The 25480-nt window shown below is 55.3% G+C and carries 22 protein-coding genes and 2 pseudogenes; 13 read left to right on the top strand and 11 right to left on the bottom strand.

All coding sequences use genetic code 11. The annotated features are described in order from the left end of the window. The first annotated feature begins 445 nt into the window (after positions 1–445). The 3 genes and pseudogenes from HB631_RS11975 to HB631_RS11965 all read left to right on the top strand — a co-directional run. Positions 446–670: a SymE family type I addiction module toxin gene (locus tag HB631_RS11975; RefSeq protein ID WP_213991380.1), complete on the top strand. Its 225-nt coding sequence runs from the start codon at positions 446–448 to the stop codon at positions 668–670. Positions 671–824: 154 nt separating this feature from the next. Beyond that, a complete protein-coding gene (locus HB631_RS11970; protein WP_218626992.1) occupies positions 825–938 on the top strand; it encodes a type II toxin-antitoxin system HicB family antitoxin in 114 nt (37 codons plus the stop codon). Positions 939–1152: 214 nt separating this feature from the next. Then, positions 1153–1317 (top strand): annotated as a pseudogene (locus HB631_RS11965) (SDR family oxidoreductase); the annotation flags it as partial. Positions 1318–1430: 113 nt separating this feature from the next. On the opposite strand, the gene HB631_RS11960 reads toward HB631_RS11965, so the two are convergent. Both HB631_RS11960 and HB631_RS27010 read right to left on the bottom strand, forming a co-directional pair. After that, positions 1431–1862, bottom strand: a complete 432-nt coding sequence (locus HB631_RS11960) for a DUF29 domain-containing protein (protein ID WP_213991379.1) — start codon at positions 1860–1862, stop codon at positions 1431–1433. Between the two features lie 504 nt (positions 1863–2366). Next, positions 2367–2603, bottom strand: a pseudogene (locus HB631_RS27010) (NAD(P)/FAD-dependent oxidoreductase); the annotation flags it as partial. 132 nt (positions 2604–2735) lie between these two features. Here HB631_RS27010 and HB631_RS11950 point away from each other — a divergent pair. Beyond that, on the top strand, positions 2736–3854 hold the full coding sequence (locus tag HB631_RS11950; RefSeq protein WP_213991378.1) for an MFS transporter: 1119 nt from the start codon (positions 2736–2738) through the stop codon (positions 3852–3854). Positions 3855–4054: 200 nt separating this feature from the next. Here the strand turns inward: HB631_RS11950 and HB631_RS11945 are convergent, their stop codons facing one another. After that, on the bottom strand, positions 4055–5272 hold the full coding sequence (locus tag HB631_RS11945; protein ID WP_213991377.1) for an aminoacetone oxidase family FAD-binding enzyme: 1218 nt from the start codon (positions 5270–5272) through the stop codon (positions 4055–4057). Between the two features lie 350 nt (positions 5273–5622). Here HB631_RS11945 and pitA point away from each other — a divergent pair, with 350 nt between their 5' ends. After that, complete coding sequence (gene pitA / locus HB631_RS11940; RefSeq protein WP_213991376.1) at positions 5623–7128, top strand: inorganic phosphate transporter PitA; 1506 nt, start codon at positions 5623–5625, stop codon at positions 7126–7128. A 197-nt stretch (positions 7129–7325) separates the two neighbouring features. On the opposite strand, the gene uspB is transcribed toward pitA, so the two are convergent. Continuing rightward, positions 7326–7661, bottom strand: a complete 336-nt coding sequence (gene uspB, locus HB631_RS11935; RefSeq protein ID WP_213991375.1) for a universal stress protein UspB — start codon at positions 7659–7661, stop codon at positions 7326–7328. Between the two features lie 659 nt (positions 7662–8320). Between uspB and uspA the strand changes: the two genes are divergently transcribed. Next, positions 8321–8764 (top strand): universal stress protein UspA, encoded by a 444-nt coding sequence (uspA, locus tag HB631_RS11930; RefSeq protein ID WP_213991374.1) that lies wholly within the window; start codon positions 8321–8323, stop codon positions 8762–8764. 80 nt (positions 8765–8844) lie between these two features. Here uspA and rsmJ read toward each other — a convergent pair whose 3' ends face one another. Beyond that, complete coding sequence (gene rsmJ / locus HB631_RS11925) at positions 8845–9612, bottom strand: 16S rRNA (guanine(1516)-N(2))-methyltransferase RsmJ (protein WP_213991373.1); 768 nt, start codon at positions 9610–9612, stop codon at positions 8845–8847. A 99-nt stretch (positions 9613–9711) separates the two neighbouring features. Then, positions 9712–11754 carry an oligopeptidase A gene (gene prlC, locus HB631_RS11920; protein ID WP_213991372.1) on the bottom strand — a complete coding sequence of 681 codons (2043 nt, stop codon included), beginning with the start codon at positions 11752–11754 and terminating at the stop codon, positions 9712–9714. A 154-nt stretch (positions 11755–11908) separates the two neighbouring features. Between prlC and HB631_RS11915 the strand changes: the two genes are divergently transcribed. The 7 genes from HB631_RS11915 (at position 11909) to HB631_RS11885 (ending at position 19144) form a co-directional block, all read left to right on the top strand. Beyond that, a complete protein-coding gene (locus tag HB631_RS11915) occupies positions 11909–12331 on the top strand; it encodes a DoxX family protein (protein WP_213991371.1) in 423 nt (140 codons plus the stop codon). A 203-nt stretch (positions 12332–12534) separates the two neighbouring features. Then, entirely contained in the window at positions 12535–13437 is a 903-nt protein-coding gene (gene yddG / locus HB631_RS11910) for an aromatic amino acid DMT transporter YddG (protein ID WP_213991370.1), read from the top strand. 368 nt (positions 13438–13805) lie between these two features. After that, positions 13806–14096: a hypothetical protein gene (locus HB631_RS11905; protein WP_213991369.1), complete on the top strand. Its 291-nt coding sequence runs from the start codon at positions 13806–13808 to the stop codon at positions 14094–14096. 874 nt (positions 14097–14970) lie between these two features. Further along, complete coding sequence (gene ssuE / locus HB631_RS11900) at positions 14971–15525, top strand: NADPH-dependent FMN reductase (RefSeq protein WP_213991368.1); 555 nt, start codon at positions 14971–14973, stop codon at positions 15523–15525. Positions 15526–15682: 157 nt separating this feature from the next. Continuing rightward, positions 15683–16669, top strand: coding sequence for an ABC transporter permease (locus tag HB631_RS11895; RefSeq protein ID WP_213991367.1), 987 nt, complete (start codon positions 15683–15685; stop codon positions 16667–16669). Then, on the top strand, positions 16666–17559 hold the full coding sequence (locus HB631_RS11890; protein ID WP_213991366.1) for an ABC transporter permease: 894 nt from the start codon (positions 16666–16668) through the stop codon (positions 17557–17559). The genes HB631_RS11895 and HB631_RS11890 overlap by 4 nt, the downstream gene beginning before the upstream one ends. After that, positions 17546–19144: a dipeptide ABC transporter ATP-binding protein gene (locus tag HB631_RS11885; RefSeq protein WP_213991365.1), complete on the top strand. Its 1599-nt coding sequence runs from the start codon at positions 17546–17548 to the stop codon at positions 19142–19144. The genes HB631_RS11890 and HB631_RS11885 overlap by 14 nt, the downstream gene beginning before the upstream one ends. Positions 19145–19212: 68 nt before the next feature. On the opposite strand, the gene HB631_RS11880 is transcribed toward HB631_RS11885, so the two are convergent. The 5 genes from HB631_RS11880 to HB631_RS11860 all read right to left on the bottom strand — a co-directional run bounded on the left by HB631_RS11880 (position 19213) and on the right by HB631_RS11860 (position 25464). Next, positions 19213–20043 carry an SDR family oxidoreductase gene (locus HB631_RS11880; RefSeq protein ID WP_213991364.1) on the bottom strand — a complete coding sequence of 277 codons (831 nt, stop codon included), beginning with the start codon at positions 20041–20043 and terminating at the stop codon, positions 19213–19215. 11 nt (positions 20044–20054) lie between these two features. Continuing rightward, entirely contained in the window at positions 20055–21344 is a 1290-nt protein-coding gene (locus HB631_RS11875; protein WP_213991363.1) for an acyl-CoA dehydrogenase family protein, read from the bottom strand. Between the two features lie 107 nt (positions 21345–21451). Further along, the gene (locus tag HB631_RS11870; RefSeq protein ID WP_213991362.1) at positions 21452–22789 is read right to left on the bottom strand and encodes an LLM class flavin-dependent oxidoreductase; all 1338 of its coding nucleotides are present in this window, start codon (positions 22787–22789) and stop codon (positions 21452–21454) included. Further along, a complete protein-coding gene (locus HB631_RS11865) occupies positions 22786–24144 on the bottom strand; it encodes an LLM class flavin-dependent oxidoreductase (RefSeq protein WP_213991361.1) in 1359 nt (452 codons plus the stop codon). Before HB631_RS11865 ends, HB631_RS11870 begins: the two co-directional genes overlap by 4 nt. 45 nt (positions 24145–24189) lie before the next feature. After that, positions 24190–25464, bottom strand: a complete 1275-nt coding sequence (locus HB631_RS11860; RefSeq protein ID WP_213991360.1) for an acyl-CoA dehydrogenase family protein — start codon at positions 25462–25464, stop codon at positions 24190–24192. Between the last annotated feature and the right edge of the window lie 16 nt (positions 25465–25480).

Below are 25480 nucleotides of genomic sequence, written 5' to 3'. Positions count from 1 at the left end.
CATTGCAGGACTTCTTTAATTAAGCGACATGCGTAAATGATGGCACAATATTGATTGATGTATCAGCAACGCATTAAAGCGAATCGCCAAAATCTGTATATTTATTGGCAACGTTTTTATTAACGATAAGGTATTCCAATAAAAAAATTACCACCATATTAATATTAAAAATAGAAATCATTACTTCACTTGGTTATTTATTTTTCTCTTTTAGGTGGATTTTTCATCTTTCCACTGATAAAGTATCCAGTATGAAACTTACTGATTAACTGATCTTATTAACGCTTACTTTTTGTTATTACTTATAGCCGTAAAGCATTTTGATACTATGCCCGCTTATAATTGATGTCAGTTATATATTAATAAATACAAACGCGACGATAAGGCGTTGACGCGCCCCACCGCCGCTCACCATCAGCAACTAAGAGATAAGAGAGTAGTTACCATGGCTAAAAAGCATATTAAGTCAAAACCCCGCACATCCCAAGCAAAAGTTGAAACCCGTTATTATACTGTAGGCTATGTTCCAAATGGCGGCATGCCCAACGCCCGGCCCGCCATAAATCTGAAAGGCCGTTGGCTGCATCAGTGCGGTTTTACCACCGGAAAGCAGGTGACCGTGACGATAAAAAACGGGCAGCTTATTATTGACACTGAGCTACTTGTATAACGAAATAGATAAGTAAATAAGAATTTTGGTTAATCATTTATTGGAATATGGTTGGTAACGGTAAAACATCCGCAAAAAGACATACCGTTACCCGCTCTAAAAAGTATAAAAAAGCAGTCCGAGCTTTAAGCCATTTCTTTTGGAGGTTTGAATATTGGATCCAGTCGCTATCGATAAAAGCGAATCATCCCTCGGTGTTCGAGTGCCCGATATTCCTGGATGTTTTTCTGGTGGTAATGTTGTGAATGATGCCATCGAGATTGTTTGAAATTGAATTATTTACTTGATTAGTAATGCATGAAAAATAAAATGACTTTAGTCACCGGCATCGGTCGCGCTACAGCATTAAGCTTAGCAATCAAGGGACACAAGATCTGTATTGGCTAACACACGCGTAAGGCCTGTGCACAAGAGGTTATCGATATAATCCGTCATATTGGCGGACACACCATCGTTGTACTGGCAGATATCGCGCAGGAAGGCACGCTGATGGCGGCGAGGCAACACGAGTTTATCGCTTAAAGGATAATCTACCAATGAAACGTGGCGGCCAGCCTAAGGAGGTCGCCCAGGCGATAGCGTGGTTGTCATCTGATGAAGCTTCTTATGTCACCGCGGGTTTTATTGATCTCGTAGGCGGAAAATAGCTCATATCCTGATCAATGCAAAAAAACTTCTATAGAAGCGCCAGTCAAAACCCGTGCTGTTGTTAATAAAATAATGATGATGCAACACAGCAAAAGTTAACGTTACCCGGAGATCATTCCGGATAAAACTCCGGATTCATAAATTGCTCAAAAGACCACGGGCAGGATGACGGAAAAACGGTGCGCTTAATATTGGTTTCGCGCTCCGCGCTTATCACCGCATCGCCGTAGGCATCTTCTATAATTTCTGAAAGATGTTGTTTCAGGCTGGGGCTTTTTTTCAAGCGGCGCTCAATCTTGCGGCGCTGTTCTTCAATGGTCAGTCTCCAGCTCCGTCCTTGTCTTTCCGCCTGGAATTGCCATTTCAGCAGATGGATGAACAAAACTTCGAGACGAGACTCAAGCTCATTTTCCGCACTCGCTCCCATCGACTCAATTTCCTCCAGCAAATTTTTGGTGTCCAGCTCGGCAAGACGACCTGAACGCAACAAACCTGCCTGTTCCTGAGTCCAGCCATAAAAATCACTTTCATAACGGGTTGTCATAGTTACTCCCCTGAATTTCAGGTTATTCTGCTGATGTCCTGAGTTTGTCAGAGAAAAACGCGCCAGTCAAAACCGGCACAATAGGTTTGATCTTTATCGGCACTTCGTTGAACCAGTTGCTTTCGCATCAAGCGTCTTCCGCTTAGGTGACCGCATATATCGCATGTCGGGAGAGACCACAACCATTGCCGCGAAACGGGAACTCGTCGCCAGAATCCATCGGCGGTTCATCACCTATTAATCGGGGTTGTGATTTGGGAGTTCCACGGTAAGTAGGAGTTGCAGGATCCTGAACTAAAAACCGACCACCCATCCTCCGTCTGAGGGATGGTCGGACCCGAAAGTCCGACCGGTACTACTCACTCACTCTCCACTCTAAGCTCACAGCAAAGGAATAGGAGTGAGATTGTATAATGGCGTAGGCGGCCTAAATAGTTCCTTAACGGTTCCAAAAATACGGATAAACAACCTTACACGTTGTAAAGCAACCTTAGCGTTTGACAACGCCAGCGCCCGCCCGCAGGCCCAGGCCGAGCTCCAGGCCCATTGGAAGTTATAGCCTCCCAGCCAGCCGGTGACGTCCACCACCTCGCCGATAAAATACAATCCCGGCACCTGCTGGCTTTCCATGGTTTTGGAAGAGAGGCTGCGGGTATCCAGGCCGCCTGGGTAACAATTTGCAATCTGCCGACTACCCTGGTTTTGAGTTAATTTAAGTCTAACAGGAGATAATCTATTCATTTAACAACTGAGTTCCCATGACAAATACAATGTCTCCGTTAGCCATTAAAACGATTTTACTGGCTGCACTGATTCAACTGGTCAATGCCCTCGATTTTATGATGATTATGCCGTTAGGTCCCGACCTGGCGCGTGATCTGTCCATTCCACCCACTTGGATCGGCTATTTGGGGGGGCGCCTATACCCTAGCTGCCGCGCTCTCTTCACTGTTTTTTGCCAAGTTCATTGACCGCTTCGATCGAAAACATGTCGTGATTATCACCTTATTGGGGCTGTCATTGGCGACGCTATTTTGTGCTTACGCATGGGACATGAAGAGCCTATTTACCGCCCGAACCCTGGCGGGACTTTTCGCCGGGCCGGCAACGTCAATTGCGCTGGCGATAGTCACCGATCGGGTGCCTGTCTATCATCGCGGGCGAGCGATGGCGATGGTGATGGGCGCATTTTCCGTCGCGGCTATCGCGGGCGTTCCCTTCGGTTTGAAGCTATCCCTGCTGTATGGCTGGGGTGCGCCTTTTATGGTGGTCAGTGCCTTAGGCGCCATAACGCTGGTCACGGCATGGCTGCTACTACCGAATATGACGGCGCATCTTGAGACTGCCGAGAATCAAAATGCAGGTGAAGTGTCGTTATTGGCTATGCTCGGTAACCGGCTTGTGATAAACGCTTTTATGGCGATGGGTATCGCTATTTTCAGTACGTTTTTAATCGTTCCCCATCTAGCCTCGTGGCTACAGTTTAACCGTGGAGTGCCGCGAGACGCGATGAGCCTATATTATGCGGTAGGCGGGGTTGCCAGCCTGATAGTGCTGCAATGGGGAGGACAGTTAATTGATAGGCTTGGCGCGCTGCGGATCACTCTGGCCATCGCTGTGCTGGTGATATTCCTGCTGTGGGATGGTTTTATGCATACACCATGGTTGCCGCCGCTGCTTATTTTTACCTTATTTATGTCGTTAACCGCAACGCGCACTATTGCCGCGGCAGCGGTGAATTCCCAGGTGCCGCAACCTTGGGAGCGCGCGGCCTTTATGTCTTTACAGAGTGTCAATCAGCATGTGTTTAGCGGAATGGCGGCGGTGGTATCTTCAATGATATTGACTGAAGTTGATGGGCAACTGGACAGGTTTGCAGAACTGGCAGGTCTGTCGGTACTGCTTACCTTGATGCAGCCGCTGTTTTTATACTGGTTAGTGAAAAAACTACCCAATCCGCGTACAGAGGTGGCAGAGGCGTTGGCTGAATGATCACGGACTGCTGTGGAACCCCCATTTTCCTACGGAGGGCGATATTTACCGCATTTAAAACAGTGTAAATTCTTTCAAATAAATTTTACTAAATTTTGATAATTCAACCTGCCCTGCCGGTAATGCGTTTTTGTTATGACGGCTCACTCAATCCCTGCACATGCTCGGGCCAAACGTTTAATTACCTCAGTTTACGACATTCATGCCAGCGCCTGCGCACACGCCCAGGCCGAGCTCCAGGCCCATTGGAAGTTATAGCCTCCCAGCCAGCCGGTGACGTCCACCACCTCGCCGATAAAATACAATCCCGGCACCTGCTGGCTTTCCATGGTTTTTGAGGACAGCCGGCGGGTGTCCACGCCCCCCTGGGTGACTTCGGCGGTGCGATAGCCCTCGGTGCCGTTGGGCTGTACGCGCCACTGCCGCAAAGACATCACCCAGTCGTTTTGCTGGCGGCGGCTGAGCTGCGTCAAGGTGCATTCCGGGATGTTCAGCAGAGTATGCCAGCACTCCACAAACCGGCGCGGCAGTACCTTTGCCAGGGTATTTTTCAGCGTTTGGTTGGGGTGATCCCGTCGCTCATCGGCGATAAACGCCTCCAGATCGCGCTCCGGCATTAGGTTGAGTGTGAGGAATTCGCCATTTTGCCAGTAGCTGGAAATTTGCAGCATCGCCGGGCCGGAGAGGCCCCGATGGGTGAAGAGCAGATTCTCACGAAAGGACATGCCGTCGGCGGCCTCCACCTGGGAAGGCAAGGCGACGCCGGCCAGGGTGCCCAAGGATTCCAGCAGCGGTTTATGCAGGGTAAAAGGCACCAGCGCGGCGCGGGTGGGCACCACCGAAATACCGAACTGTTCGGCAAGGCGGTAGCCGAACGGCGTGGCGCCGAGTCCGGGCATGGAGAGGCCGCCGGTGGCCACCACCAGCGACGGCGCCGTGACCTCGCCGGCGGGGAGGAGCACGTGGAACTGTTCACTGGGCTTTTCTGCTCCGCGCTTTTCTACTTCACGCTTTTCCAGCGCCGCCACCTCGCTGCGCATCCTGAGGGTCACCCCGCCGCGCCGGCACTCATCCAGCAGCATGGTTACGATCTGCTGGGCCGAATCGTCGCAAAACAGCTGGCCGAGGGTTTTTTCATGGAAGGCGATGCGGTGATGCCGTACCAGCTCGATGAAATCCCACTGGCTGTAGCGCGATAGCGCCGATTTGCAAAAGTGGGGATTTTGCGAGAGAAAAGCGGCGGGTTCCACGTGCAGGTTGGTGAAGTTGCAGCGGCCGCCGCCGGACATCAGGATCTTGCGGCCCGGCTTTTTGCCGTTGTCCAGGAGCAATACCCTGAGGCCCCGCTGGCCGGCCTGGGCGGCGCAAAACAAACCCGCGGCTCCGGCGCCGATGATGATGGCGTCAAATTGTTCCACTGTGCTCACTCAATCAATTTATACCCACTCAATTTATACAAGCCTAACTTATTCTTACTCTCATCGTACTCACTTGACTTAAGTGTACCCTGGCCCTGTTTTTCAAGGGTATCGCCTGTCTGGCGCGTTTGCCGGGGCCCCTGATTGTAGCCATCCCCGGCGGCAGACGCCAGTCGCGCTAAAAAACGCCTGGGAAAACAGAATTAACCTATTGATATCGCTGACAAACCAAAGAAACCGTAAGGACAGCGTCAATAAAATGTCATAAAAAGGTCATATTTTGCTTTTCCAGCGCCCCCGTTGTCGCAGATAATGCGCCCCGTTCATGTCCAATAAATGGCGTAACCTTTATGCTGCATCTTTTTACCGGCCTGGAATTTCATACCGGTCTTATGTTGGTTATCGCGTTAATATTTGTATTAATATATGAAGCTATCAATGGGTTTCATGATACAGCCAATGCGGTGGCAACCGTCATCTATGCCCGCGCCCTTCGCTCTCAGCTGGCGGTGGGAATGTCCGGGATATTCAATTTTCTCGGGGTGCTGTTAGGGGGTTTGAGCGTGGCGTACGCCATAGTTCATCTCCTGCCGGTGGATCTTTTATTGAACGTCAGTTCCACCCACGGACTGGCGATGATGTTCTCCATGCTGCTGGCGGCCATCATCTGGAACCTGGGCACCTGGTATTTCGGTTTGCCGGCCTCCAGCTCCCATACGTTGATTGGCGCCATTATCGGTATCGGCCTGACCAACGCGCTGCTCACCCATACCTCGGTGGTGGCGGCGCTGAATATCCCCAAGCTGATTGAAATTTTCCTGTCCCTTATCATTTCTCCCATCGTGGGGCTGGTGCTGGCGGGGGCGCTGGTTTTCGTTTTGCGCCGCTATTGGAGCGGCACCCCGAAACGCCGCCGTATCCACCTGACCCCGGCAGAACGGGAAAAGAAAGACGGCAAGCGCAAACCGCCATTCTGGACCCGAACGGCGCTTATCCTCTCCGCGGCGGGCGTGAGCTTCGCCCATGGCGCCAATGACGGACAGAAAGGTATCGGCCTGATAATGCTGGTGTTAATGGGTGTCGCCCCGGCGGGATTTATGGTGAATATGAGTGCCACCGGCTATGATATCGCCCGCACCAGGGATGCCGTGGGTAACCTGCAGCAGTTTTATCATCTGCATGCGGCAACCCTGCCGCAAATCGCCGATACCGATACACAGGTTATTCCGGCGCCGGATATTCCTTCAGCCCTGCCCGCCACCACGGTATTTCACTGCGACGGCACCCGGGCGCTCATCGCCATAGACCGCACCATGGCGCTATTGGAAAATCTGCAAAGCTACGATCATCTCAGCCCGGGCGAGCGTTCACACGTCAGGCGCCTGCTGATGTGCATCGCCGATACGACGGATAAACTGGTCAAACTACCGTTAACCTCCAGTGAAGATAAACGCTTCCTGGGCAATTTGCGCAAGGACCTGCTGGCCACCGTTGAATATGCCCCGATCTGGATTATCGTTGCCGTCGCGCTGGCGCTGTCAATAGGCACGATGATCGGCTGGCAGCGTGTTGCCACCACCATCGGTGAAAAAATCGGCAAAAAGGGCATGACCTATGCGCAGGGACTCTCGGCACAGGTCACCGCCGCGGTCTCCATCGGCGTCGCCAGTTATACCGGCATGCCGGTTTCCACCACCCATGTGTTGTCCTCGGCGGTGGCGGGCACCATGCTGGTGGACGGCGGCGGCGTACAAAGCAAGACCGTGCAGAATATCCTGCTAGCCTGGGTACTTACCCTGCCGGTGGCGATAGTGTTGTCAGGATCGCTTTACTGGCTGGCGCTGAAATGTATTTAGCAAAGAATGCCGACAAACATACTCGGGAGATAATTAGGCGGGACAGGTTGCTAGAAGAGTAAACCGTCCGCGCCAGGGACGGCGCGGATCGAGCCCACAGGGATGTGTTTACGGCGTGTTTACGATCTAGCGGCCTGTCCCGACCGGGCACTTTGTTAATAAACTCGGGCAACCTGGGGGTCGCCTTGCGCTTTCTCTTAATGCCAGATAGCCAGGGAAATCAGGCTGACAATAATCAACCCACACAGCGCGCTGGTGAGCATAAACTGTCGCCGTACCCGTTCGCAACGGCGTATAAATTCCTGATCGTGATGATCAATATAGCGCTGCGCATAGATATAACGAACCAATCTCAACTGCTTGCTGGGTTGACCGTGAGCGGTAAAAAACCCGCTGCCGTCCACATATTGATAAAGCAGCGGATCACAACCGCGAAGTACGACTAATAACGCCCGTAATGAAGAGTAATAGCGCGCCATATTGACGACGCAGACGACACATAAAGCCCAAAAAAGCGCAACGGTGTTGATCATACCCCCTCCCCGGCGACGCAAATCCACACTGAATCCCCGACCCGCGGGCTCTCAGCGGTTACGCCCCTTAATAACTTACCACAGAGCTGAACAAGCCCACCCCAAATTTGATATGTCTGAGATTAGATCAACGTGCTAACAGTATTATGAGGTTCTATACCCGTCATACTTCAAGTTGCAGGTACGTTGGCTTTCCTCGCTCACCCTAGTCACTTACCTGAGTAAGCTCCTAGGGATTCGCTGCGTCGCCGCCTTCCCGCAACTCGAATTATTTAGGGTATACAATATTGAGTGTAGAAAAGGTTTGTCAAAAGAAAGCAACCGAAGCGACATAATTTATGCATATTTGCACATTTTTTTGCCAACGCCGGTAGGATGCCAAGGATGCGACCCGGCTCCCATAAAAGACTATACTAGAACGAGTACATTGATATTCAAACCATTAACATTCAGCAACATATATTAATGCTGATATTTCTTGGCCGGTGCCGTACCCTCAGCGACGGCTGTTTGTGCCAACCAGCTGATATTATTCGGTTCGACGTGATCCCGGCATCACTTCTCCGGTGCCGCGGGGTGGTAAACTCATTCTGTCACAGGCAGGCCAAACGAGTGACCCGCGACGAGTTAACGAGTGACATTTTGCAAGGAGTCTGATTATGTCTTATAAACACATTCTTATCGCCGTTGACCTTTCACCGGAAAGTAACGTTTTGGTGGAAAAAGCCGTGTCGATGGCCAGACCATACAATGCCAAGGTTTCGCTGATCCATGTCGATGTCAATTATTCCGATCTTTATACCGGCCTGATTGACGTCAATCTGGGTGATATGCAAAAACGCATCTCCGAAGAAACCCAGCACGCCATGACCCAGCTGTCGCAAAACGCCGGTTATCCCATTACCGAGGTACTGAGCGGCAGCGGCGATCTCGCCCAGGTGCTGGTGGATGCCATCAACAAGTACGACGTGGACTTGGTGTTATGCGGTCACCATCAGGATTTCTGGAGTAAGCTGATGTCTTCGGCGCGACAGCTGATCAATACCGTACATGTGGATATGCTGATCGTCCCGCTTAACGACGAAGAAGTTTACGAAGAGTAGTCGGGAGTTAACGCACTCCGCCCGAATGGCGGAGTACGCAGATAGATGATGTAATGCCCGATCGAGACAGAACGCCGCGTCTAAAAAGCCGACCCGGATTCGGCGGGCGTATATAAATCAAATCGATGGTTTTTGGTGGTGATATGGGCTTGGGCCGCAATGCCCGCCAGCGGCGGCGCGTAATCGGGCCGTTTTACCACCACTCGCCGGGTCGCCAGCGCACGCGCCGGGGCCAGCAGCCGATCTGCGTCTTGATCGCTGCCCACCAGCGACTGAAATACGCGCATCTCTTTTTTAACCAGGGCGCTGTTCGGCCGGTGCGGAAACATCGGATCGAGGTAAACCACCTCCGGACGGGGCAGCAAACCCATCAAACCTTCCAGGCTGGAGCCATGGATCAGGATAAGCCGCTGGGACAACCACTCCCCCACTTCCGGATCGGCGTAGGCCCGTTGCAAACCGTCATCCAGCAACGCGGCCACCGCCGGATGGCGTTCAAACATCCGCACGCGACACCCCAGCGAAGCCAGGACAAACGCATCTCGTCCCAGCCCGGCAGTGGCATCCACCACCTCCGGCAGGTGATTACCCTTGACGCCCACCGCTTTGGCCACCGCCTCGCCACGACCGCCGCCGAAACGGCGGCGATGGGCGGCAATCCCGCTGGTGAAATCGACAAAAATAGCCCCAAGCTTGGGCTCGTCCCGTTTGCGCAATTCCAGACGCCGGGGCGTTAACATCAACTCCATCACCGCCGACGGATCGCTCGTCAACCCCCAGCGCTCCGCCAGGGCAATGAGCCGCTGCTCATCCACTTCGCCTTCACGGCTCAGGCAAACAGAGCTCACTCGTTATCACCGAAACCCGTCATGGTATAGCATGGCATAGCGCTCAATACGTTATCCCCGAAACTCGTTATGGTGCGGCATGGCATAGCGCGCAACCCGTTATCCCCGAATGCCGTAATGGTGCAGCATGGCATCCAGCTTCGGCTCGCGTCCGCGGAAACGGGTGAACAACACCATGGGTTCTTCCGAGCCGCCGCGCGACAGGATATTGTCCAGGAACGACTTGCCGGTGTCGCGGTTGAAAATGCCCTCTTCCTCGAAACGGGACCAGGCATCCGCCGCGAGCACATCCGCCCACAAATAGCTGTAATAACCCGCCGCGTATCCGCCGGCGAAAATATGGCTGAACGCATGGGGGAAACGGCTCCACTCCACCGCCGGCATCACCGCCACCTGCTGTTTCACCTGCGCCAGGGTTTCCAGAATCCGGGCGCCTTGTTCGGCGCTGTACTCGTAATGCATCCGGAAATCAAACAAACCGAACTCCAGCTGACGCAGGATAAACAGGGCGGCCTGGTAATTCTTGGCCGCCAGCAGCTTGTCCAGCATCTCTTTTGGCAAGGGCTCGTGGGTTTCGTAATGGCCGGAGATAAACTCCAGCGCCTCCGGCTGCCAGCAGAAGTTTTCCATAAACTGGCTCGGCAGTTCCACCGCATCCCAAGGCACGCCGTTAATGCCGGCCACTCCCGGGGTATCGATACGGGTCAGCATATGATGCAGACCGTGACCGAATTCATGGAACAAAGTCGTGACTTCGTCGTGGGTGAACAGTGCCGGTTTGCCGCTGACCGGACGGTTGAAATTACAGGTCAGGTAGGCCACCGGCTTTTGCAGACTGCCGTCGGCCTTGCGCAGCATGCCGACGCAATCATCCATCCAGGCGCCGCCGCGTTTGTTTTCTCGGGCATAAAGATCCAGGTAGAAGCTGCCGCGCAATTCCCCCTGGTTATCGAACAAATCGAAGAAACGCACCTCGGGGTGCCAGGTCTCCACATCGGTACGTTCTTCGGCGGTCACGCCGTAAATCCGGTTTACCACTTCAAACAGGCCGTTAACGACGCGCTGCTCCGGAAAATAGGGTCGCAGCTGTTCATCGCTGATCGCGTAAAGATGCTGCTTTTGCTTCTCGCCGTAGTAGGTGATATCCCAAGGCTGCAAATTATCCTGGCCATGATGCTCGGCGGCAAACGCGCGCAGCTGCGCCAACTCCTGCTCTCCCTGCGGCCGGGCGCGTTTGGCCAGGTCGGTAAGAAAATCCAGTACCTGCTGCGGATCGTGCGCCATTTTGGTGGCCAGGGATTTTTCGGCATAACTCGCGAATCCCAGCAGTTGCCCCAATTCGTGGCGCAGCGCCAGGATCTCGCTCATGATCGGACCGTTATCCCATTTACCGGCATTCGGTCCTTGATCGGAAGCGCGGGTATTGTAGGCGCGATACAGCTCTTCCCGCAGCGCCCCATTATCGCAATAGGTCATCACCGGCAAATAGCTGGGCACATCCAGGGTCAGCAGCCACCCCTCCTGCTCTTTGGCCTCGGCCTTGGCGCGGGCGGCGGCCAACGCGCTTTCCGGCATGCCGCTCAGTTCGGATTCGTCGGTAATGAGCTTGCTCCAGCCCATGGTGGCGTCCAGCACGTTGTTACTGTACGCCGACCCCAGCTCCGAGAGCCGGGCGGCGATTTCACCGTAGCGTTTCTGTTTTTCCGGCGACAGGCCGATACCGGATAACTCGAAATCACGCAGGGCGTTATCCACGGCTTTCTTGCGCGCCACGCTCAAATCCGCATAGTTATCGCCGTCGCGGAGATTGCGATATGCTTCATACAATCCCTTATGCTGACCGACCCAGGTGCTGTATTCTGACAGCAGCGGCAGGCTTTGTTCATAGGCTTCCCGCAGTTCAGGACTGTTTTGAACCGCATTGAGATGGCCCACCGGCGACCAGATGCGGCCCAGGCGATCGTCCGTCTCGGCCAGCGGCTGGCACAGGTTATCCCAGCTATAGGGGCCCGACAACGCGACGACTTGTTCCACGCTACGGCGGCAGTCCTCAAGGGCGGATTTTACCGCCGGGACGATATGCTCGGGCTTGATGGCGGAAAAAGGCGGAAGGATAAAAGAAGCAAGTAACGGATTAGTCATAAGGCGGCCCTGATTATCGTTGGAGATCTATCTGAATAACATGAGGCTCACTATAGCGAAAATCAATGGCAGCCGCGGTGGGAATTGTCATTGAATATCAAAGTGACACATGTAACGATTACCTTTCATCTTTTTTGCCAATGGACAAATTATAATGATAGCTGCTTTTAATCGGATGCTGGATCACCCGGATCTGGGGAAATTCATTCTTCGTCTGGCCTTCGGCGGCATGATGCTGCCACACGGCATACATAAAATTTTCCACGGTATTGACAACATTATCGCCATGGTGATCCATCACGGCTTGCCGGCATACGTCGGCTACGGCGTCTATATAGGCGAAGTCCTCATGCCTATTCTGCTCATCCTGGGGATCTTAGTCCGTCCCGCGGCGCTGATTTTCGCCTTTACCATGATCTTCGCTTGGTTGATTACCGATCCGGGCCTCGTTTTTACCATCGACAAGGTCGGCGGCTGGGGCGTTGAGATTATGGCGGTGTATTTCTTCGCCGGTCTGGCCATTGCGCTGTTGGGCTGCGGCCGCATCAGTATTATGAAGAATCCGAGCTGGCGTTAATCGCCGCACGTCGACAGGGGCTTCAGTGTCGTTCCCCCCGTCGGCGGCTTGCGTCCTGCTCATCAATCGTGGGCTGAGAACATTTGTGTTCGATAAGCATATCGATAAATGGAAAGCGAAAAAGATCAACAGGATGCTGGAAAAGTAATAATCGTCCTTCAGCGGATGCCGGGGAAATAAAGCACCTATTCAAGGGGTTAAAGATGTTTGTTTTTTCGCCGGAGAACAAGGCGACGTTGTGGGGATTGTTGGCCATTCTGCTCTGGAGCAGCACCATTGGTTTAATCAGGGGCGTCAGCGAAGCGTTGGGTCCCATCGGTGGGGCCGCTATCATTTACAGCGTCAGTTCGCTGTTTTTGCTGCTGCTGGTGGGTTTTCCTTCTCTGCGATCTTTCCCACGCAAGTACCTGATAGCCGGCGGTATCATGTTTGCCAGCTATGAGATTTTCCTTTCCCTGGCCTTGGGGTACGCCAATAGTCGCGCCCAGGCCATCGAGATCGGCATGGTGAATTATCTGTGGCCCAGCTTTACCATTCTGATGGCGGTATTGATTAACGGCGAAAAGGCCAATAAATGGCTGATACCGGGGCTGTTGTTATGCCTGTACGGCATCGGCTGGATCATGGGGGGCGAGGGAGGCTGGTCGCTGCCGAGAATAGGCCGGAATATCGTCTCGAACCCCTTAAGCTACGGACTGGCCTTTTGCGGCGCCCTGATTTGGGCGGCGTATTGTAATGTCACAAAAAAATGGGCCAAGGGAAAAGACGGGGTCGCGCTGTTTTTTATCCTCACCGCCGTTACCCTGTGGATACAATATGCCTTCAGCCACGAACGGGGGATGCATATGGATATTGCCGCCGTTGCGCGTTTTACCGTGGCCGGCGGCGCCTCGGCGGTGGCGTATGCGGCGTGGAACCGCGGCATCATGCGCGGTAACTTAATGCTATTGGCCACCGCGTCCTATTTCACCCCGGTATTGTCCTCGCTGCTGGCGGGCGTGCTGTTAAACACGCAGCTGTTGCTGTCGTTTTGGCTGGGGGTGCTGATGGTGACCGCCGGTTCACTGTTATGCTGGCTGGCCACCCGCAATTCCAGCGGGGGATGAAATCATCTCCCGTCAGCGTAAAAAACAGGGTCTAGGTTATGTGGTTCGTATTTTATGCAAAGCGCGTTACGCGTATACCTATTAAGAAAGAAAATTACCATTAGGCGGTGATATTAAATTTAATAACAGTCATATTTTAATAAATAATCAGCAAATATAATACCTCACTTATGTGTAATAAAGAATTTTGAAAATTCCTTGAGATTAACCGAGCCATTAAGTAAACTGAAAAAATGTCATTGAGCAATGATACCTCTTCATGGAAGATAATGATAAGTGGCTTATTTTACCAAACATTATTTGTAATGTCTGTTCGTTGATTAGCATAACGGATAAATTAGATATTCATTATTATCAAGGAGAATTTTATGAATAACTCATCCACTGTTAACCATCATAAGTCTTTTGGTGGTAATCAGCATAGTGGTGCTAGCAATGCTGATACCGCTTCAAAAAATGCGCCTAATTCTGGTGGTTATTATAACAAGTTGGGCGATAAGGTTATTAGTTGCAATAATGGCGTTATTGGAGGCATGATCGCGGGATCGGCGGGAGGCGTTCCGGGGTTAACATTAGGGTTGATCGGCGGCGCCCTTGCTGGAGGGTGCTTTGAAAAAGGGAACGGACAAGGAGATAATAGTCCAAATAACAAGAGATAAAGATTTGCTATTAACGCCGCCAATATTAGCAAGCCATGTTAATATAATATTATCAGCCCAGAGAGCCTATTTATGACAAAAAAAATAATTCGATATATGCTGATTTTTTTATCGATATTGTTTTCTGCGTCAATATTAAGCGGTGCAGATATTGCTTACCAAACTTGGTATTCCTTACCAAAACGTATTTCGTCCTTTCTGGTTTCCATTAGCTGCATGTGCTTTATGGTCAAGTTTTTTGAAGAGTTATACGCTTATTTTTTTCCTCACAAGAAATAGGCGTCGATCTTCCTCTACGAAAACGGCTTGTCACTCAAACCGATCCACCCGAAGGTCCAGACATTCAGCGTTAATCCCTTCGGCTTGAAGTTTGTCCTATTTACCGTTTTGGCCACCGATAAATGGGAACTACCACTGGCCACACACTTTTAGCATTCCTATACCCGTCATACTTCAAGTTGCAGGTACGTTGGCAATACTCGGCCCTTCCCTGGGCCTCGCCGCCTTCATGCAACTCGAATTATTTAGGGTATATAATTACTCGCTTAGGAAGAATCTCTCTCTTTTCGGCCAATCCGACGCTGCGCGTTGAGCCTGTAAGCCATAGCCTTACTTATAGGTACGTTAACCCTGATAATCCAGCGCCGCTCCTTCCGACGTATGTCGCTATCCCGCTAATCATCAACGCTCTTCCCCGGCAATCCATCATTTTTGAATATAGTCAGCCATAAAACGTATTTTAATTTGTAGGATTTAAATCATAACATGGTTAACCAGATGTAAATTAGGCTGCCGAACCGGTACAAAATAGCGGCTTAATCATGACAAAAAATCAGGTCAACAGGCCATATTGGAAAGAAGTTAAGGAGTTGCCATGAATGTTATTACCTTGGCCGGTAGCCCGCGTTTTCCCTCGAGATCCGCCGTATTGCTTACCATCGCGCAGCGTTGGCTGGAGCGGCAAGGTATCGACGTCACGCCATGGAATTTATTCAACTTTAACCCCGAAGATTTGCTGTATGCCCGTTTTGACAGCCCGGCGCTGAAAGTCTTTATCGAACAGCTGGCGTACGCTGACGGGATCATCATCAGCACTCCCATTTATAAAGCGTCGTTTGCCGGCGCGCTGAAAACCTTACTCGACCTGCTGCCGGAACGTGCCTTTGAACACAAAGTGGTGCTGCCGGTGGCAACCGGCGGTTCCAGCGGGCATATGCTGGCGCTGGACTATGCCCTCAAGCCAGTGCTCAACGCGCTGAAAGCACAGGAAATCCTGCACGGCGTCTTCGCCGAGGACAGCCAGATAACCCATTACGATCGCGACCCGCAGCTCAGCCCGGAGCTGGAAGCCCGGCTGATGGAATCATTGGGGACCTTTTCCCGCGCGATGGAACGGCAGGCGCAATTTAATGGCATTACAGCCTCATAGCGCATGGCTCATAGCTCATAGCTCATAGCAAAATAGCTCATAGCTCATAGCTCATAGCAAAATAGCAAAATAGCATTGACCGGCGCGTCGTCATGACTATGACGTCTTTATTTGCTTTTTTAGTCAATTTTCTTGTTTGTCATTGCGGAGATAAGCGATGCATGGCCGAATCGGGTATATAGGTTGGCGGTTGTTCCAGATTCTGCCGACCACATTCACCATCGTCATACTGGCATTTGTACTGATGAAGCTGGCGCCCGGCGACGTTATTGACGTGGTGGCGGGGGAATCCGGCGGGGCCACGCCGGAATATATGGCCCAAATGCGCCATCTGTATGGACTTGATATTCCGGTATGGCAGCAATTTATCCATTATATTGTTTCGCTGGCCCATTTCGATTTGGGTTATTCATTCCGTGAAAACATGCCGGTTTCCGATCTTATCGTCAGCCGGCTGCCCGCCACCATTACCCTCTCGCTGACCGCCATTATATTTGCGCTGGTTGTGGGGGTAATATTGGGCATGATAGCGGCCCGTTATCGCGGTACAACCCTGGACGGGCTGATTTCCGTGTTCTCCACCATTGGCTTCGCCACGCCGCTGTTCTGGATCGGTTTGCTGCTTATCGTCTTGTTTTCCATACAGCTGCGCTGGCTGCCGGTGAGCGGCTTATCCACCGTGGGGGCGGATTATGCCAATCCCTTTCAATATCTGCTGGATGTAGGGCGGCATCTGATACTGCCGGCGTTATCCCTGAGCCTGTTTTTCTTGTCTATGTATGTCCGGATCACCCGTTCATCGATGCTGGAAGTGTACGGCCTGGATTTCGTGCGCACCGCCAGGGCCAAAGGGCTTAGGGAGTGGCAGGTGATTTTCGGCCATATCATGCGCAATGCGGCGTTGCCGATTATTACTATTACCGGTCTTGAGATCGGCGGTCTGCTGAGCGGCTCGGTGGTTATCGAAACGGTCTTCGGCTGGCCGGGCATCGGCCGTCTTGCCTATGATGCGGTTTTTTCCCGCGATCTTAATCTGCTATTGGGGATTTTCCTGTTCAGCTCCCTGCTGGTGGTGCTGATGAACCTGGCGGTGGATTTATTGTATGTCGCCCTGGATCCCCGCATCGGGAGGCGCCGTTCATGATATCCCGTCGTTTTCTCCAGCGCCTGGGGGATTCAACCTCAACCCAGTGCGGCCTGATATTGCTGCTGCTGATCCTGTTCTGTGCGATTTCCGCTTCCTTCTTTTTCCCGGGGGACCCGCGCGATATGGTCGGCAGTCCGACGATTTGGCCCGGCAGCGATCCGAGGTTCCCGTTGGGCACCGACATGATGGGCCGGGATATGCTGTCCGGCCTGCTGTACGGCGCGCGGACATCTTTGATGATTGGCCTGTTCGCCACCGTGCTGTCCGTGGTGCTGGGTGTCATTATCGGCGTGATCGCCGGCTATTTCGGCGCGTCCTGGGTTGACGATATTCTCATGCGGCTTACCGAAGTATTTCTCACCATGCCGCGTTTGCTGTTCGCCATTGCCATGGTGATGGTTTTGGGTCCGTCCACCTTCAGCATTTCACTGGCCCTGGGCACCACCTCATGGCCGCAAATCGCGCGACTGGTGCGCGGTGAGGCCCTGCGCGTAAGGGAACTGGAGTTTGTCCGGGCCGCCACCACCATCGGGCTGGGCCATTTTCGCATCATCGTCCGCCATGTGCTGCCGAACAGTATCGCGCCGGTGATGGTGGCGTCGTCGGTATTGGTGGCCCAGGTGATTTTATCCGAGGCATCCCTGTCCTTTCTCGGTCTCGGCGATCCCAGCGTCGTCACCTGGGGCGGAATGGTGGGCTCGGGGCGCGAGGTGCTGCGCACCGCCTGGTATATGACCGCCCTGCCGGGGCTGGCTATTTTTATCACCGTCATGGCTTTTATGCTGATAGGCAATGGCTTGAACGATGTGTTCAATCCGCGGCTGCATAAAGCCCGTAAGACGTCTGTTACCATCACCGGGCGGGGAGACGCCAATGAACCTTCTTGATGTCCAGGACCTGCGCATCGGTTTTAACGGCGAGCAGATCGTGAAAGGAATTTCTTTTCACATCAAGCCCCATGAAAAGGTGGCCCTGGTAGGGGAATCCGGCTCAGGCAAAAGCGTCAGCGCCATGAGCCTGCTGCATTTGATTCCCGGTGCCGAGGTATCGGGTAAGGCCCTGTTCGATAATACCGATTTGCTGGCGCTGGGGGAGCGGGAGATACGCGACATCAGCGGCAAAGATATCGCCATGATTTTTCAGGATCCCATGACCGCGCTCAATCCCCTGCATACCGTCGGCGACCAGATCGCCGAAGTCTACCGGCTGAAATCCGGATTGAATACGAAGCAGGCCTGGGACCACGCCGTCGCCAGGCTGGCTGAAACCGGGATACCCGAGCCGGAACGCCGTGCCCATGCCTATCCGCACCAGCTTTCCGGCGGCCAGCGCCAGCGCGCCATGATAGCCATGGCCCTGGCGGGGGAACCCCGGCTGCTGCTGGCGGATGAGCCCACCACGGCGCTGGATGTCACCCTGCGGTTGCAAATCCTGGAGCTGTTGGCCGCCTTGCAGCGCAAGAACGGTCTGTCCATTCTGCTGATCACCCACGATCTGCACCTGGTGCGCCGCTTCGCCGACCGGGTGATTGTCATGGAGGCGGGTAAAATCGTTGAAGTCGCCCCCACGGAGCAGTTATTCCTGGCGCCCCGGCATCCCTATACCCGCCGGTTAATCAACAGCCGTCCCGAACGCGATATCGACAGCCCGGCCGTTGCGGCGGGAACGCTGCCGCGGCTGGAAGGCAAATCCTTGAAAATAAGCTATCCCATTTCCCAGCCGGGCATCAGCAACTGGTTCCGGCGCCACCGTTTTAATGCGGTGAAGAATGCCGATTTTATATTGCAACCCGGTCGGACGCTGGGGGTCATCGGCGAATCCGGTTCGGGCAAAAGCACCCTGGCCGCCGCCGTGCTGGGATTGATGGGTCATGAAGGATCGCTGCTGGTGGAGGGAGTATCGTGGAAGCAGGCCAATGCCGGCCATAAGCAGGGGCGAAAGTCCCAGCGCCGCAAAATCCAGGCGGTGTTCCAGGATCCCTTTTCTTCTCTGTCGCCGCGCATGTCCATTGCGCAAATCGTCGGGGAAAACCTGCATTTTCACCATCCCGAGCTGTCGGTCAGCGCGCGGGAACAACGCATCGTGGACATGCTAGCCGAGGTGGGGCTGACCCAAGCGCAGTTCCCCGGGCTGCTGCAACGCTATCCCCATGAGTTTTCCGGCGGGCAGCGCCAGCGTATCGCCATCGCGCGGGCGTTGATTATCAATCCCGATATCCTGGTGCTGGACGAGCCCACCAGCGCCCTGGATGTCACCATCCAACGGCAGATCATCACCCTGCTGCAGCGCCAGCAGCGGGAACACGGGTTGAGCTACCTGATCATCACTCATGACGTCTCGGTGGTGGCCGCCATGGCACATCAGATTATCGTGATGAAAGACGGCAACGTCATCGAAGCGGGGGACGCCATGTCAATCCTGGCCGCCCCGGTGCATGCCTATACCCGCAATCTGATTCTGGCGGCGGCGTGAAATGTCAGCTGTCGGGGAAAAGCCGCCCCGGTATAGCGGAGCGGCTTGAGACCGGCCGCCGGCGAGATCTAGATAATGGGATGCTGGCCGCCGTCCACCGAGATCAAGGCCCCCACCACATAGCTGGCGCGTTCGCTGGCAAGGAACAGTACGACATTGGCGATTTCATCCGGTTCGCCGAAGCGACGCAGCGGTAATTCGGCGCTGAGCCGGTTTAACGCCTCTTCACGGGAAACCCCCAGGCGCAGCGCCTCCTGCGCCACGGTCTGGTCCATGCGTTCGGTCAGCGTATAACCCGGATTCACCACGTTCAGCCGAATGCCGTAACGCGCATAATGGCTTGCCAGACCCAGGGTGGAGAGCAGCAGCGCCGCATTGGCCGCGCCCCCCGCCACATGGGAGGGGTGTGGCACCCGTCCGCCGGTACCGACGATATTCACGATGGCGCCGAGCTGTCGCGTCGGCGCGCCCCCTGCCCGGTCCGTCCCCGCTGCACGAGCCTGTTCCACCCAGCGTTTTAACACCGCGTCCTGGGTATGGATGTAGGTGAAATATTTGGCATCCAGGGCGGCATGCCAGGCGGCGCTGTCAAGGGATTCCGGCGGAGTGCGGCGGGCGGCGCCGGCGCTGTTCACCAGGATATCTATGGAACCCAACTGCTGCGTAATCGCCGCCACGGCCGCATCCGCCCGATCGCTTTGACTCAGATCCGCCTGGGCCACGGCAATAACCGCCCCTTCTTCCGCCAGGGTCTTGCGCGCCTGTTCCAGGTTCACCGCATCGCGGGATACAATGCCCACCCGCGCCCCTTCACGAACAAACGCGCGGGCCACCGCCAAACCTATGCCTTTACTGCCGCCGGTCACCAGTACCGTTTTTCCCGCTAAACCGAGTTCCATGATCCTACCCCTTAGATTTTGGTGTTGATGGGCGGCAGTGCGCCGTTCAGATAAAAATCACCCACCGCCCGCGCCTTATAGGCCACCGGATCGTGGGTGGTATGCGTGCGCGCATTGCGCCAGTGCCGGTCAAGATTGAGCCGGCCGGAGGTGGCCGATGCCCCGCCGATGCGGAATATCATCTCGCTCACCTTGATAGCCGCCTCGGTGGTGGCGTATTTGGCCTCGGCCACGGCCACCGAAGCCTCTCCCAGTAGCCTGTCGGCACTCGGTAGCCTGCCGGCACTCGGTAGCCCGTCGGCACTCGGTAGCCTGTCGGCATCGGCCCCGCCGGCGAAGGCGGCCTGAACCGCGTTTTCCAGCAATGCCGCCCCCCGTTCCAGCAGGCTTTCCGCGCTGTGGGTGATGATGGCCATTTCCCCCACGGTATGGAGCACATAGGGATCCTCTATGGCGCCGCGAACGCCGCTTTCCCGCAATACCCGCGCGGATGTGCGGCCGTACTCGCAGGCATCCTCCAGCGCAGCCCGGGCGATACCGGCATCAATGGAGGCGTGTATCAGTTGGGCGAAGCCGCCCTCATGAGTACGGCGATCGCCATAGGCGGGAATACGCAAAATCTCCTCCTCGGCAATCTCGACGTCGGCGAATTGGCTGGTGCCGCTGGAGGTGGTCCGTTGCCCCATGCCGTCCCAGTCATCCACCACCGTGACGCCATGGCGGTCCACCGGGACAAAAACCGCCGCCCGGCCCCCCTCTTCATGGGCCGCCGTCACCAGGATAATGCTGGAAAACAGGCTGCCGGTACTGTAATACTTATTGCCCCGCAGGCGCCAGACCCCATTCTCCCTGAAAAGCAGCGTTGCGACATCGCCGATAAAAGCGCCTTCCCTTTCGGCGGCGGCATTACTCATCAAACAGCCTTCCAGCACCAGGTCAAAGTAGTGTCTCTGCTGAGCCGGCGTTCCGTAGATGCGAAGTTTTTCCAGGTTGGTGAAATGCGGCGCTATCCCCTGGGCGATATTGGGATCGCCGGCGGCCAGCATTCTTATGATCCGGGAAAAATTCACCATATCGATCTCCGGGCCGCCGAACTCTCGCGGTACGCGCATGGCCAACAGACCGCTGCGACGCAGCGCCAGCATCTCTTCATGGGGCAATAGCCGCTGACGGTCGCGCTGCGGCGCCCCGGCGGCAAAACGCAGCCTGAACTCCTCCGCCAGCGCCAATAATGCCGTTATCTTCTCAGCACCCGGTCCGGCGGGGTCCACCCGGCCTTCTTCTTTACAATATGCAGACACGCCAGATTCCCCTCGGTTAACTCTGATTATTCATTTAAGGCACCCACAGCGGCTCACCGGCCACACCAGTCCCATAATTTCCCGGTTAATGCATCCCGGCATTCGGTTTAAGCAGCCCTGTACCGACTGACCGGCCGCGCCAGCCCCATGATTTGCCGGGTGGTGGAACCCCGGTATTCGGTGCGAAACAGCCCCCGTCGCTGCAGTTCGGGCACCACCAGCTCGACAAAATCCCCCAGGCCGCCGGGCAGCCAGCCGGGCATGATATTAAACCCGTCCGCGCCGCCCTCCTGAAACCAGGCGGCCATATAATCGGCGATATCCATCGCGGTACCCATTAATACCGGATGGCCGCGGGCGATGGACACCTGCAAATACAGCTGCCGGATGCTCAGGTTATCGCGTCGGGCAATATGCCTGAGCAACCTGCTCCGGCTGTCGCTGCCTTCCCCGGGCAAAATGTCTTCCGGCAAAGGTCCGTCAACGGGATAACCGGACAAATCCACCCCGCCGAGATGATGTTCGAGCTGCGCCAATCCCACCTCGGGATGAATCAGGGATTGCAGATAATCGAATTTTTCCCGCGCCTCGTCGCGGGAGCGGCCGACGATGGGGAACAGCCCCGGCAGAATGCGCAGCGAATCAGGACGGCGTTCAGCCTTCTGCGCCAATCCCTTAAGCAGCGAATAAAAAGATTTTGCATCCTCCAGGGTGGTCTGGGCGGTATAGATGATCTCCCCGACCCTGGCCCCCAGCGCGATGCCGGCGGGGGATGACCCGGCCTGTACCAGCAGCGGGTGCCCCTGCGGCGGACGGGCGATGTTCAGCGGTCCCCGAATGTCGAAAAACTCACCGTGATGATGAAGGGCATGCAGTCCGTCGGGGCGAAAATAGAGGCCCGATTCACGATCGGCGACGATGGCGTCGTCATCCCAGCTATCCCATAACCCGCGCACCGCCTCCACAAACTCGCCGGCACGCCGGTAGCGGTCCTCCGCCGGCGGCAATGGGCGGTTGCCGAAGTTTTCCGCTTCGGCGTGGCTTGAAGAGGTGACAATATTCCAACCGGCCCGCCCGCCGCTGAGAAAATCCAGCGAGGCAAATTTCCGGGCGAGATGAAAGGGTTCATTAAAGGTGGTGGACGCCGTGGCCACCAGCCCGATATGGCGGGAGACCATGCTCAGGGCCGACAGCAGGGTCAGGGGTTCAAAATGCGCTTTCGGCCCGCGGCCCAGGCGTTCGGCTGAACGATCGCGAATAGCCAGCCCGTCCGCCAGGAAAAACAAATCAAACAGGCCGCGCTCGGCAATCTCAATCACCCGCCGGTAATGCCCGACATCAAGGGGGGCCAGGGGATTCACCGCTTCGTGGCGCCAGCCGGCCAAGTGCCGGCCGGTGGTTTCCACAAACACCCCCAGGTTCATCTGACGCTGCGCCCCGCTCATGATGCGACTTCCGCTGATGGATGGGTATAACGGTTCGGTGGTATGGATAAACCCAAATGCTCACGCAGCGTCGACCCGCTGTACTCCGTACGGAACAACCCCCGGCGCCGCAGCTCCGGCACCACCTGATCGATGAATTCCAGCAATCCCCCCGGCAGCCAGGGGGCCATGATGTTGAAGCCGTCCGCGCCGCCGCCGGTAAAGCGCTCTTCAAGCTGGTCGGCAATCTCCGACGCCGTGCCGAAAATCGCCCAATGGCCGCGGGTCCCGGTGACATGCCAGTACAATTGACGTATCGTCAGGTTTTCCCGCCGGGCAAAATCCGCCAACAGCCGCTGCCGGCTCTGATTGCCCTGGGTCAGAGGAAATTCAGGCACCGGACCATCGATAGGATAGGAAGACAAATCAAAGCCGCCCAAATGCCGGGCCAGCACCGGCCAGCCGATTTTCGGATCCACCAGCTCTTGCAACTGCTCGAATTTTTCCCTGGCATGGGCCTGAGACGCGCCGACGATGGGAAACACCCCCGGCATGATCTTCAACTGATGAGGTCGACGGCCATAGGCCTGCATCTTCTCCTTGACGTTGCGATAAAATCCCTGCGCCTCCGTCAGGGACCGCTGGGCGGTGAAAATCACCTCGGCTTTGCGGGCCGCCAGATCCTGGCCGTCGGAGGAGGAACCGGCCTGCACCAGCACCGGCTGGCCTTGGATAGCGCGGGAAATATTTAATGGCCCCCTCACCTTAAAAAACCGGCCCTGGTGATCCAATACATGCAGCTTGTCCGGGTCGAAAAAAAGCCCGGTCTTTTTGTCGTTGAGCAGCGCGTCGTCTTCCCAGCTGTCCCACAGTCCTTGCACCACATCCACAAACTCCTGGGCGCGCTGGTAGCGCATGCCGTGATCCATAACCTCGTCGCGATTGAAATTCAGCGCCTCCCCCAGCGTCCAGGAGGTGACCACATTCCAGCCGGATCGCCCGCCGCTGATATGATCCAGCGAGGCGAATTTGCGCGCCACGTTAAACGGCTCGTTGTAGCTGGTGGATGCCGTCGCCACCAGCCCGATGCGCTCGGTTATCATCGCCAGGGCGGACAACAAGGTGAGCGGCTCGTAATTGACGGTCCGGGTGGTGCGACCGATATGCTCGTCTTCCTCGTATTGAAAGGTCATCTGGTCGCCGAGGAAAATCATATCGAACTTGGCGGCTTCGGCCCGCCGCGCCAGCAGCTTGAAATGCTCAAGATTCATGCCGGCGTTCAGCGGAGCGTCCGGGTGGCGCCAGGCCCCGATATGGTGGCCGACATCCTGCAAAAAAGCCCCCAAATGCATTTGTTTTTTCTGTGCTGTCATCATTTTTACCCATGGCAAAACGGTTATCCGACCCGGACTACAGCGCTATCAGTCATACATGGTGATGGGGGGCGGCGTCTGATTGAGATAATAATTACCCACCACCCGATAGCGATGATTAATGGGATCGTGAGTGGTATGGGTGCGAGCGTTGCGCCAATGACGGTCAAAATTATGCTCGCGCAGGGTGGCGGATGAGCCGCCCACCTCATAAATCAGCTCCGCCGCCCGCAGTGCGGCGCCGTTGCAGACTATCTTGGCTTCGGCGACAGCGATGGAGCCTTCAATCAGCCGTTGCTCCAACTCATCCGCCGGCGCCTTGCCGTACCAGGCCGCCACCGCCGTATCCACCAGCCCCGCGGCGCGCAGCAGCGCCGCTTCGGCCGCATGGGCGTGAGCGATGATATTGCCGACGGTATGCTGCACAAACCAGTCATCCACCGAACGCTGCACGCCGGAGTCGGCCCGGGGACGCGCCCCGTGGTGCGCCCAGGCCACCGCGTCGTCCAGCACCGCCAGGGCGATACCCACTTCAATGGTGGAGTGCAGCATTTGGGTGGCGGCCGGCTGATAATTGCGTTTCTTTCGCTCTTCGCCGCTGTAGAACATCACCTCATCTTCCGCCACCGCGACATCAAGGAATTCCGTGGTGCCGCTGGCGGTTAAACGCTGCCCCATACCGTCCCAATTATCGTGCTGCACTATTCCCGCACACCCCCGCGACACAAAAACCGATACCGTATCGCCGCTATCATCCTTCGCCGTCACTCGCAGCCGGTCCGCCATCAATCCGCCGGTGCTGTAGAATTTTTGGCCTCGCAATCGCAAACCCTGCGGGGTATTAACGAGCCGGGTAGTCATGTCCGAAACGAATCTGCCTCCCAGCTCCCCGGTGGCGCCGCTTATCAAATCCCCCCGCAGCAGCCCGTGAAAATAGCGTGCCTGCTGATCGGGGGTGCCGGTGAGGCGAATGCGCTCAACCGAGGTAAAATGCGGGATCAATATCTGGGCGACGTTGGGATCGCCCTTCGCCAGCAGGATGGATATTCGCGCCAGATCGGTGTAACTCAGTTCAGGACCACCGTAGGCTTTGGGCACCCTGGCCGCGGCGATGCCCGCCTGCAACACCCAGTTCAGTTCGTCGTGGGGCAAAATACGCTCTTTGTCCCGCGTCGAGGCGTCAACCGCCAGCCTGATACCGATATCCCGCGCGGCGGCGAGCAAAGGGTCCCGGCTATCCCGGCCGGCCACCGGTTCTTCAAACCTGCCGTTACGATCCTCCGGTGCTTTGGCGGGGTTGAGGGGATTAATATTCAAGGACATAACGCCGCTCCAATTA

The organism is Sodalis sp. dw_96 (genome assembly GCF_018449575.1).
Taxonomy (GTDB): Bacteria; Pseudomonadota; Gammaproteobacteria; order Enterobacterales; family Enterobacteriaceae; genus Acerihabitans.
The sequence above is the reverse complement of the archived record's forward strand: the minus strand, read 5'-3'. Positions and strand labels throughout refer to the sequence as shown.

Bases quoted from the DNA above. Each gene is read 5' to 3' on its own strand.
- HB631_RS11975 (WP_213991380.1), top strand. From the start codon at position 446: ATGGCTAAAAAGCATATTAAGTCAAAACCCCGCACATCCCAAGCAAAA.
- HB631_RS11960 (WP_213991379.1), bottom strand. From the start codon at position 1,862: ATGACAACCCGTTATGAAAGTGATTTTTATGGCTGGACTCAGGAACAG.
- pitA (WP_213991376.1), top strand. From the start codon at position 5,623: ATGCTGCATCTTTTTACCGGCCTGGAATTTCATACCGGTCTTATGTTG.
- uspB (WP_213991375.1), bottom strand. From the start codon at position 7,661: ATGATCAACACCGTTGCGCTTTTTTGGGCTTTATGTGTCGTCTGCGTC.
- uspA (WP_213991374.1), top strand. From the start codon at position 8,321: ATGTCTTATAAACACATTCTTATCGCCGTTGACCTTTCACCGGAAAGT.
- prlC (WP_213991372.1), bottom strand. From the start codon at position 11,754: ATGACTAATCCGTTACTTGCTTCTTTTATCCTTCCGCCTTTTTCCGCC.
- HB631_RS11915 (WP_213991371.1), top strand. From the start codon at position 11,909: ATGATAGCTGCTTTTAATCGGATGCTGGATCACCCGGATCTGGGGAAA.
- yddG (WP_213991370.1), top strand. From the start codon at position 12,535: ATGTTTGTTTTTTCGCCGGAGAACAAGGCGACGTTGTGGGGATTGTTG.
- HB631_RS11905 (WP_213991369.1), top strand. From the start codon at position 13,806: ATGAATAACTCATCCACTGTTAACCATCATAAGTCTTTTGGTGGTAAT.
- ssuE (WP_213991368.1), top strand. From the start codon at position 14,971: ATGAATGTTATTACCTTGGCCGGTAGCCCGCGTTTTCCCTCGAGATCC.
- HB631_RS11895 (WP_213991367.1), top strand. From the start codon at position 15,683: ATGCATGGCCGAATCGGGTATATAGGTTGGCGGTTGTTCCAGATTCTG.
- HB631_RS11890 (WP_213991366.1), top strand. From the start codon at position 16,666: ATGATATCCCGTCGTTTTCTCCAGCGCCTGGGGGATTCAACCTCAACC.
- HB631_RS11885 (WP_213991365.1), top strand. From the start codon at position 17,546: ATGAACCTTCTTGATGTCCAGGACCTGCGCATCGGTTTTAACGGCGAG.
- HB631_RS11880 (WP_213991364.1), bottom strand. From the start codon at position 20,043: ATGGAACTCGGTTTAGCGGGAAAAACGGTACTGGTGACCGGCGGCAGT.
- HB631_RS11870 (WP_213991362.1), bottom strand. From the start codon at position 22,789: ATGAGCGGGGCGCAGCGTCAGATGAACCTGGGGGTGTTTGTGGAAACC.
- HB631_RS11865 (WP_213991361.1), bottom strand. From the start codon at position 24,144: ATGATGACAGCACAGAAAAAACAAATGCATTTGGGGGCTTTTTTGCAG.
- HB631_RS11860 (WP_213991360.1), bottom strand. From the start codon at position 25,464: ATGTCCTTGAATATTAATCCCCTCAACCCCGCCAAAGCACCGGAGGAT.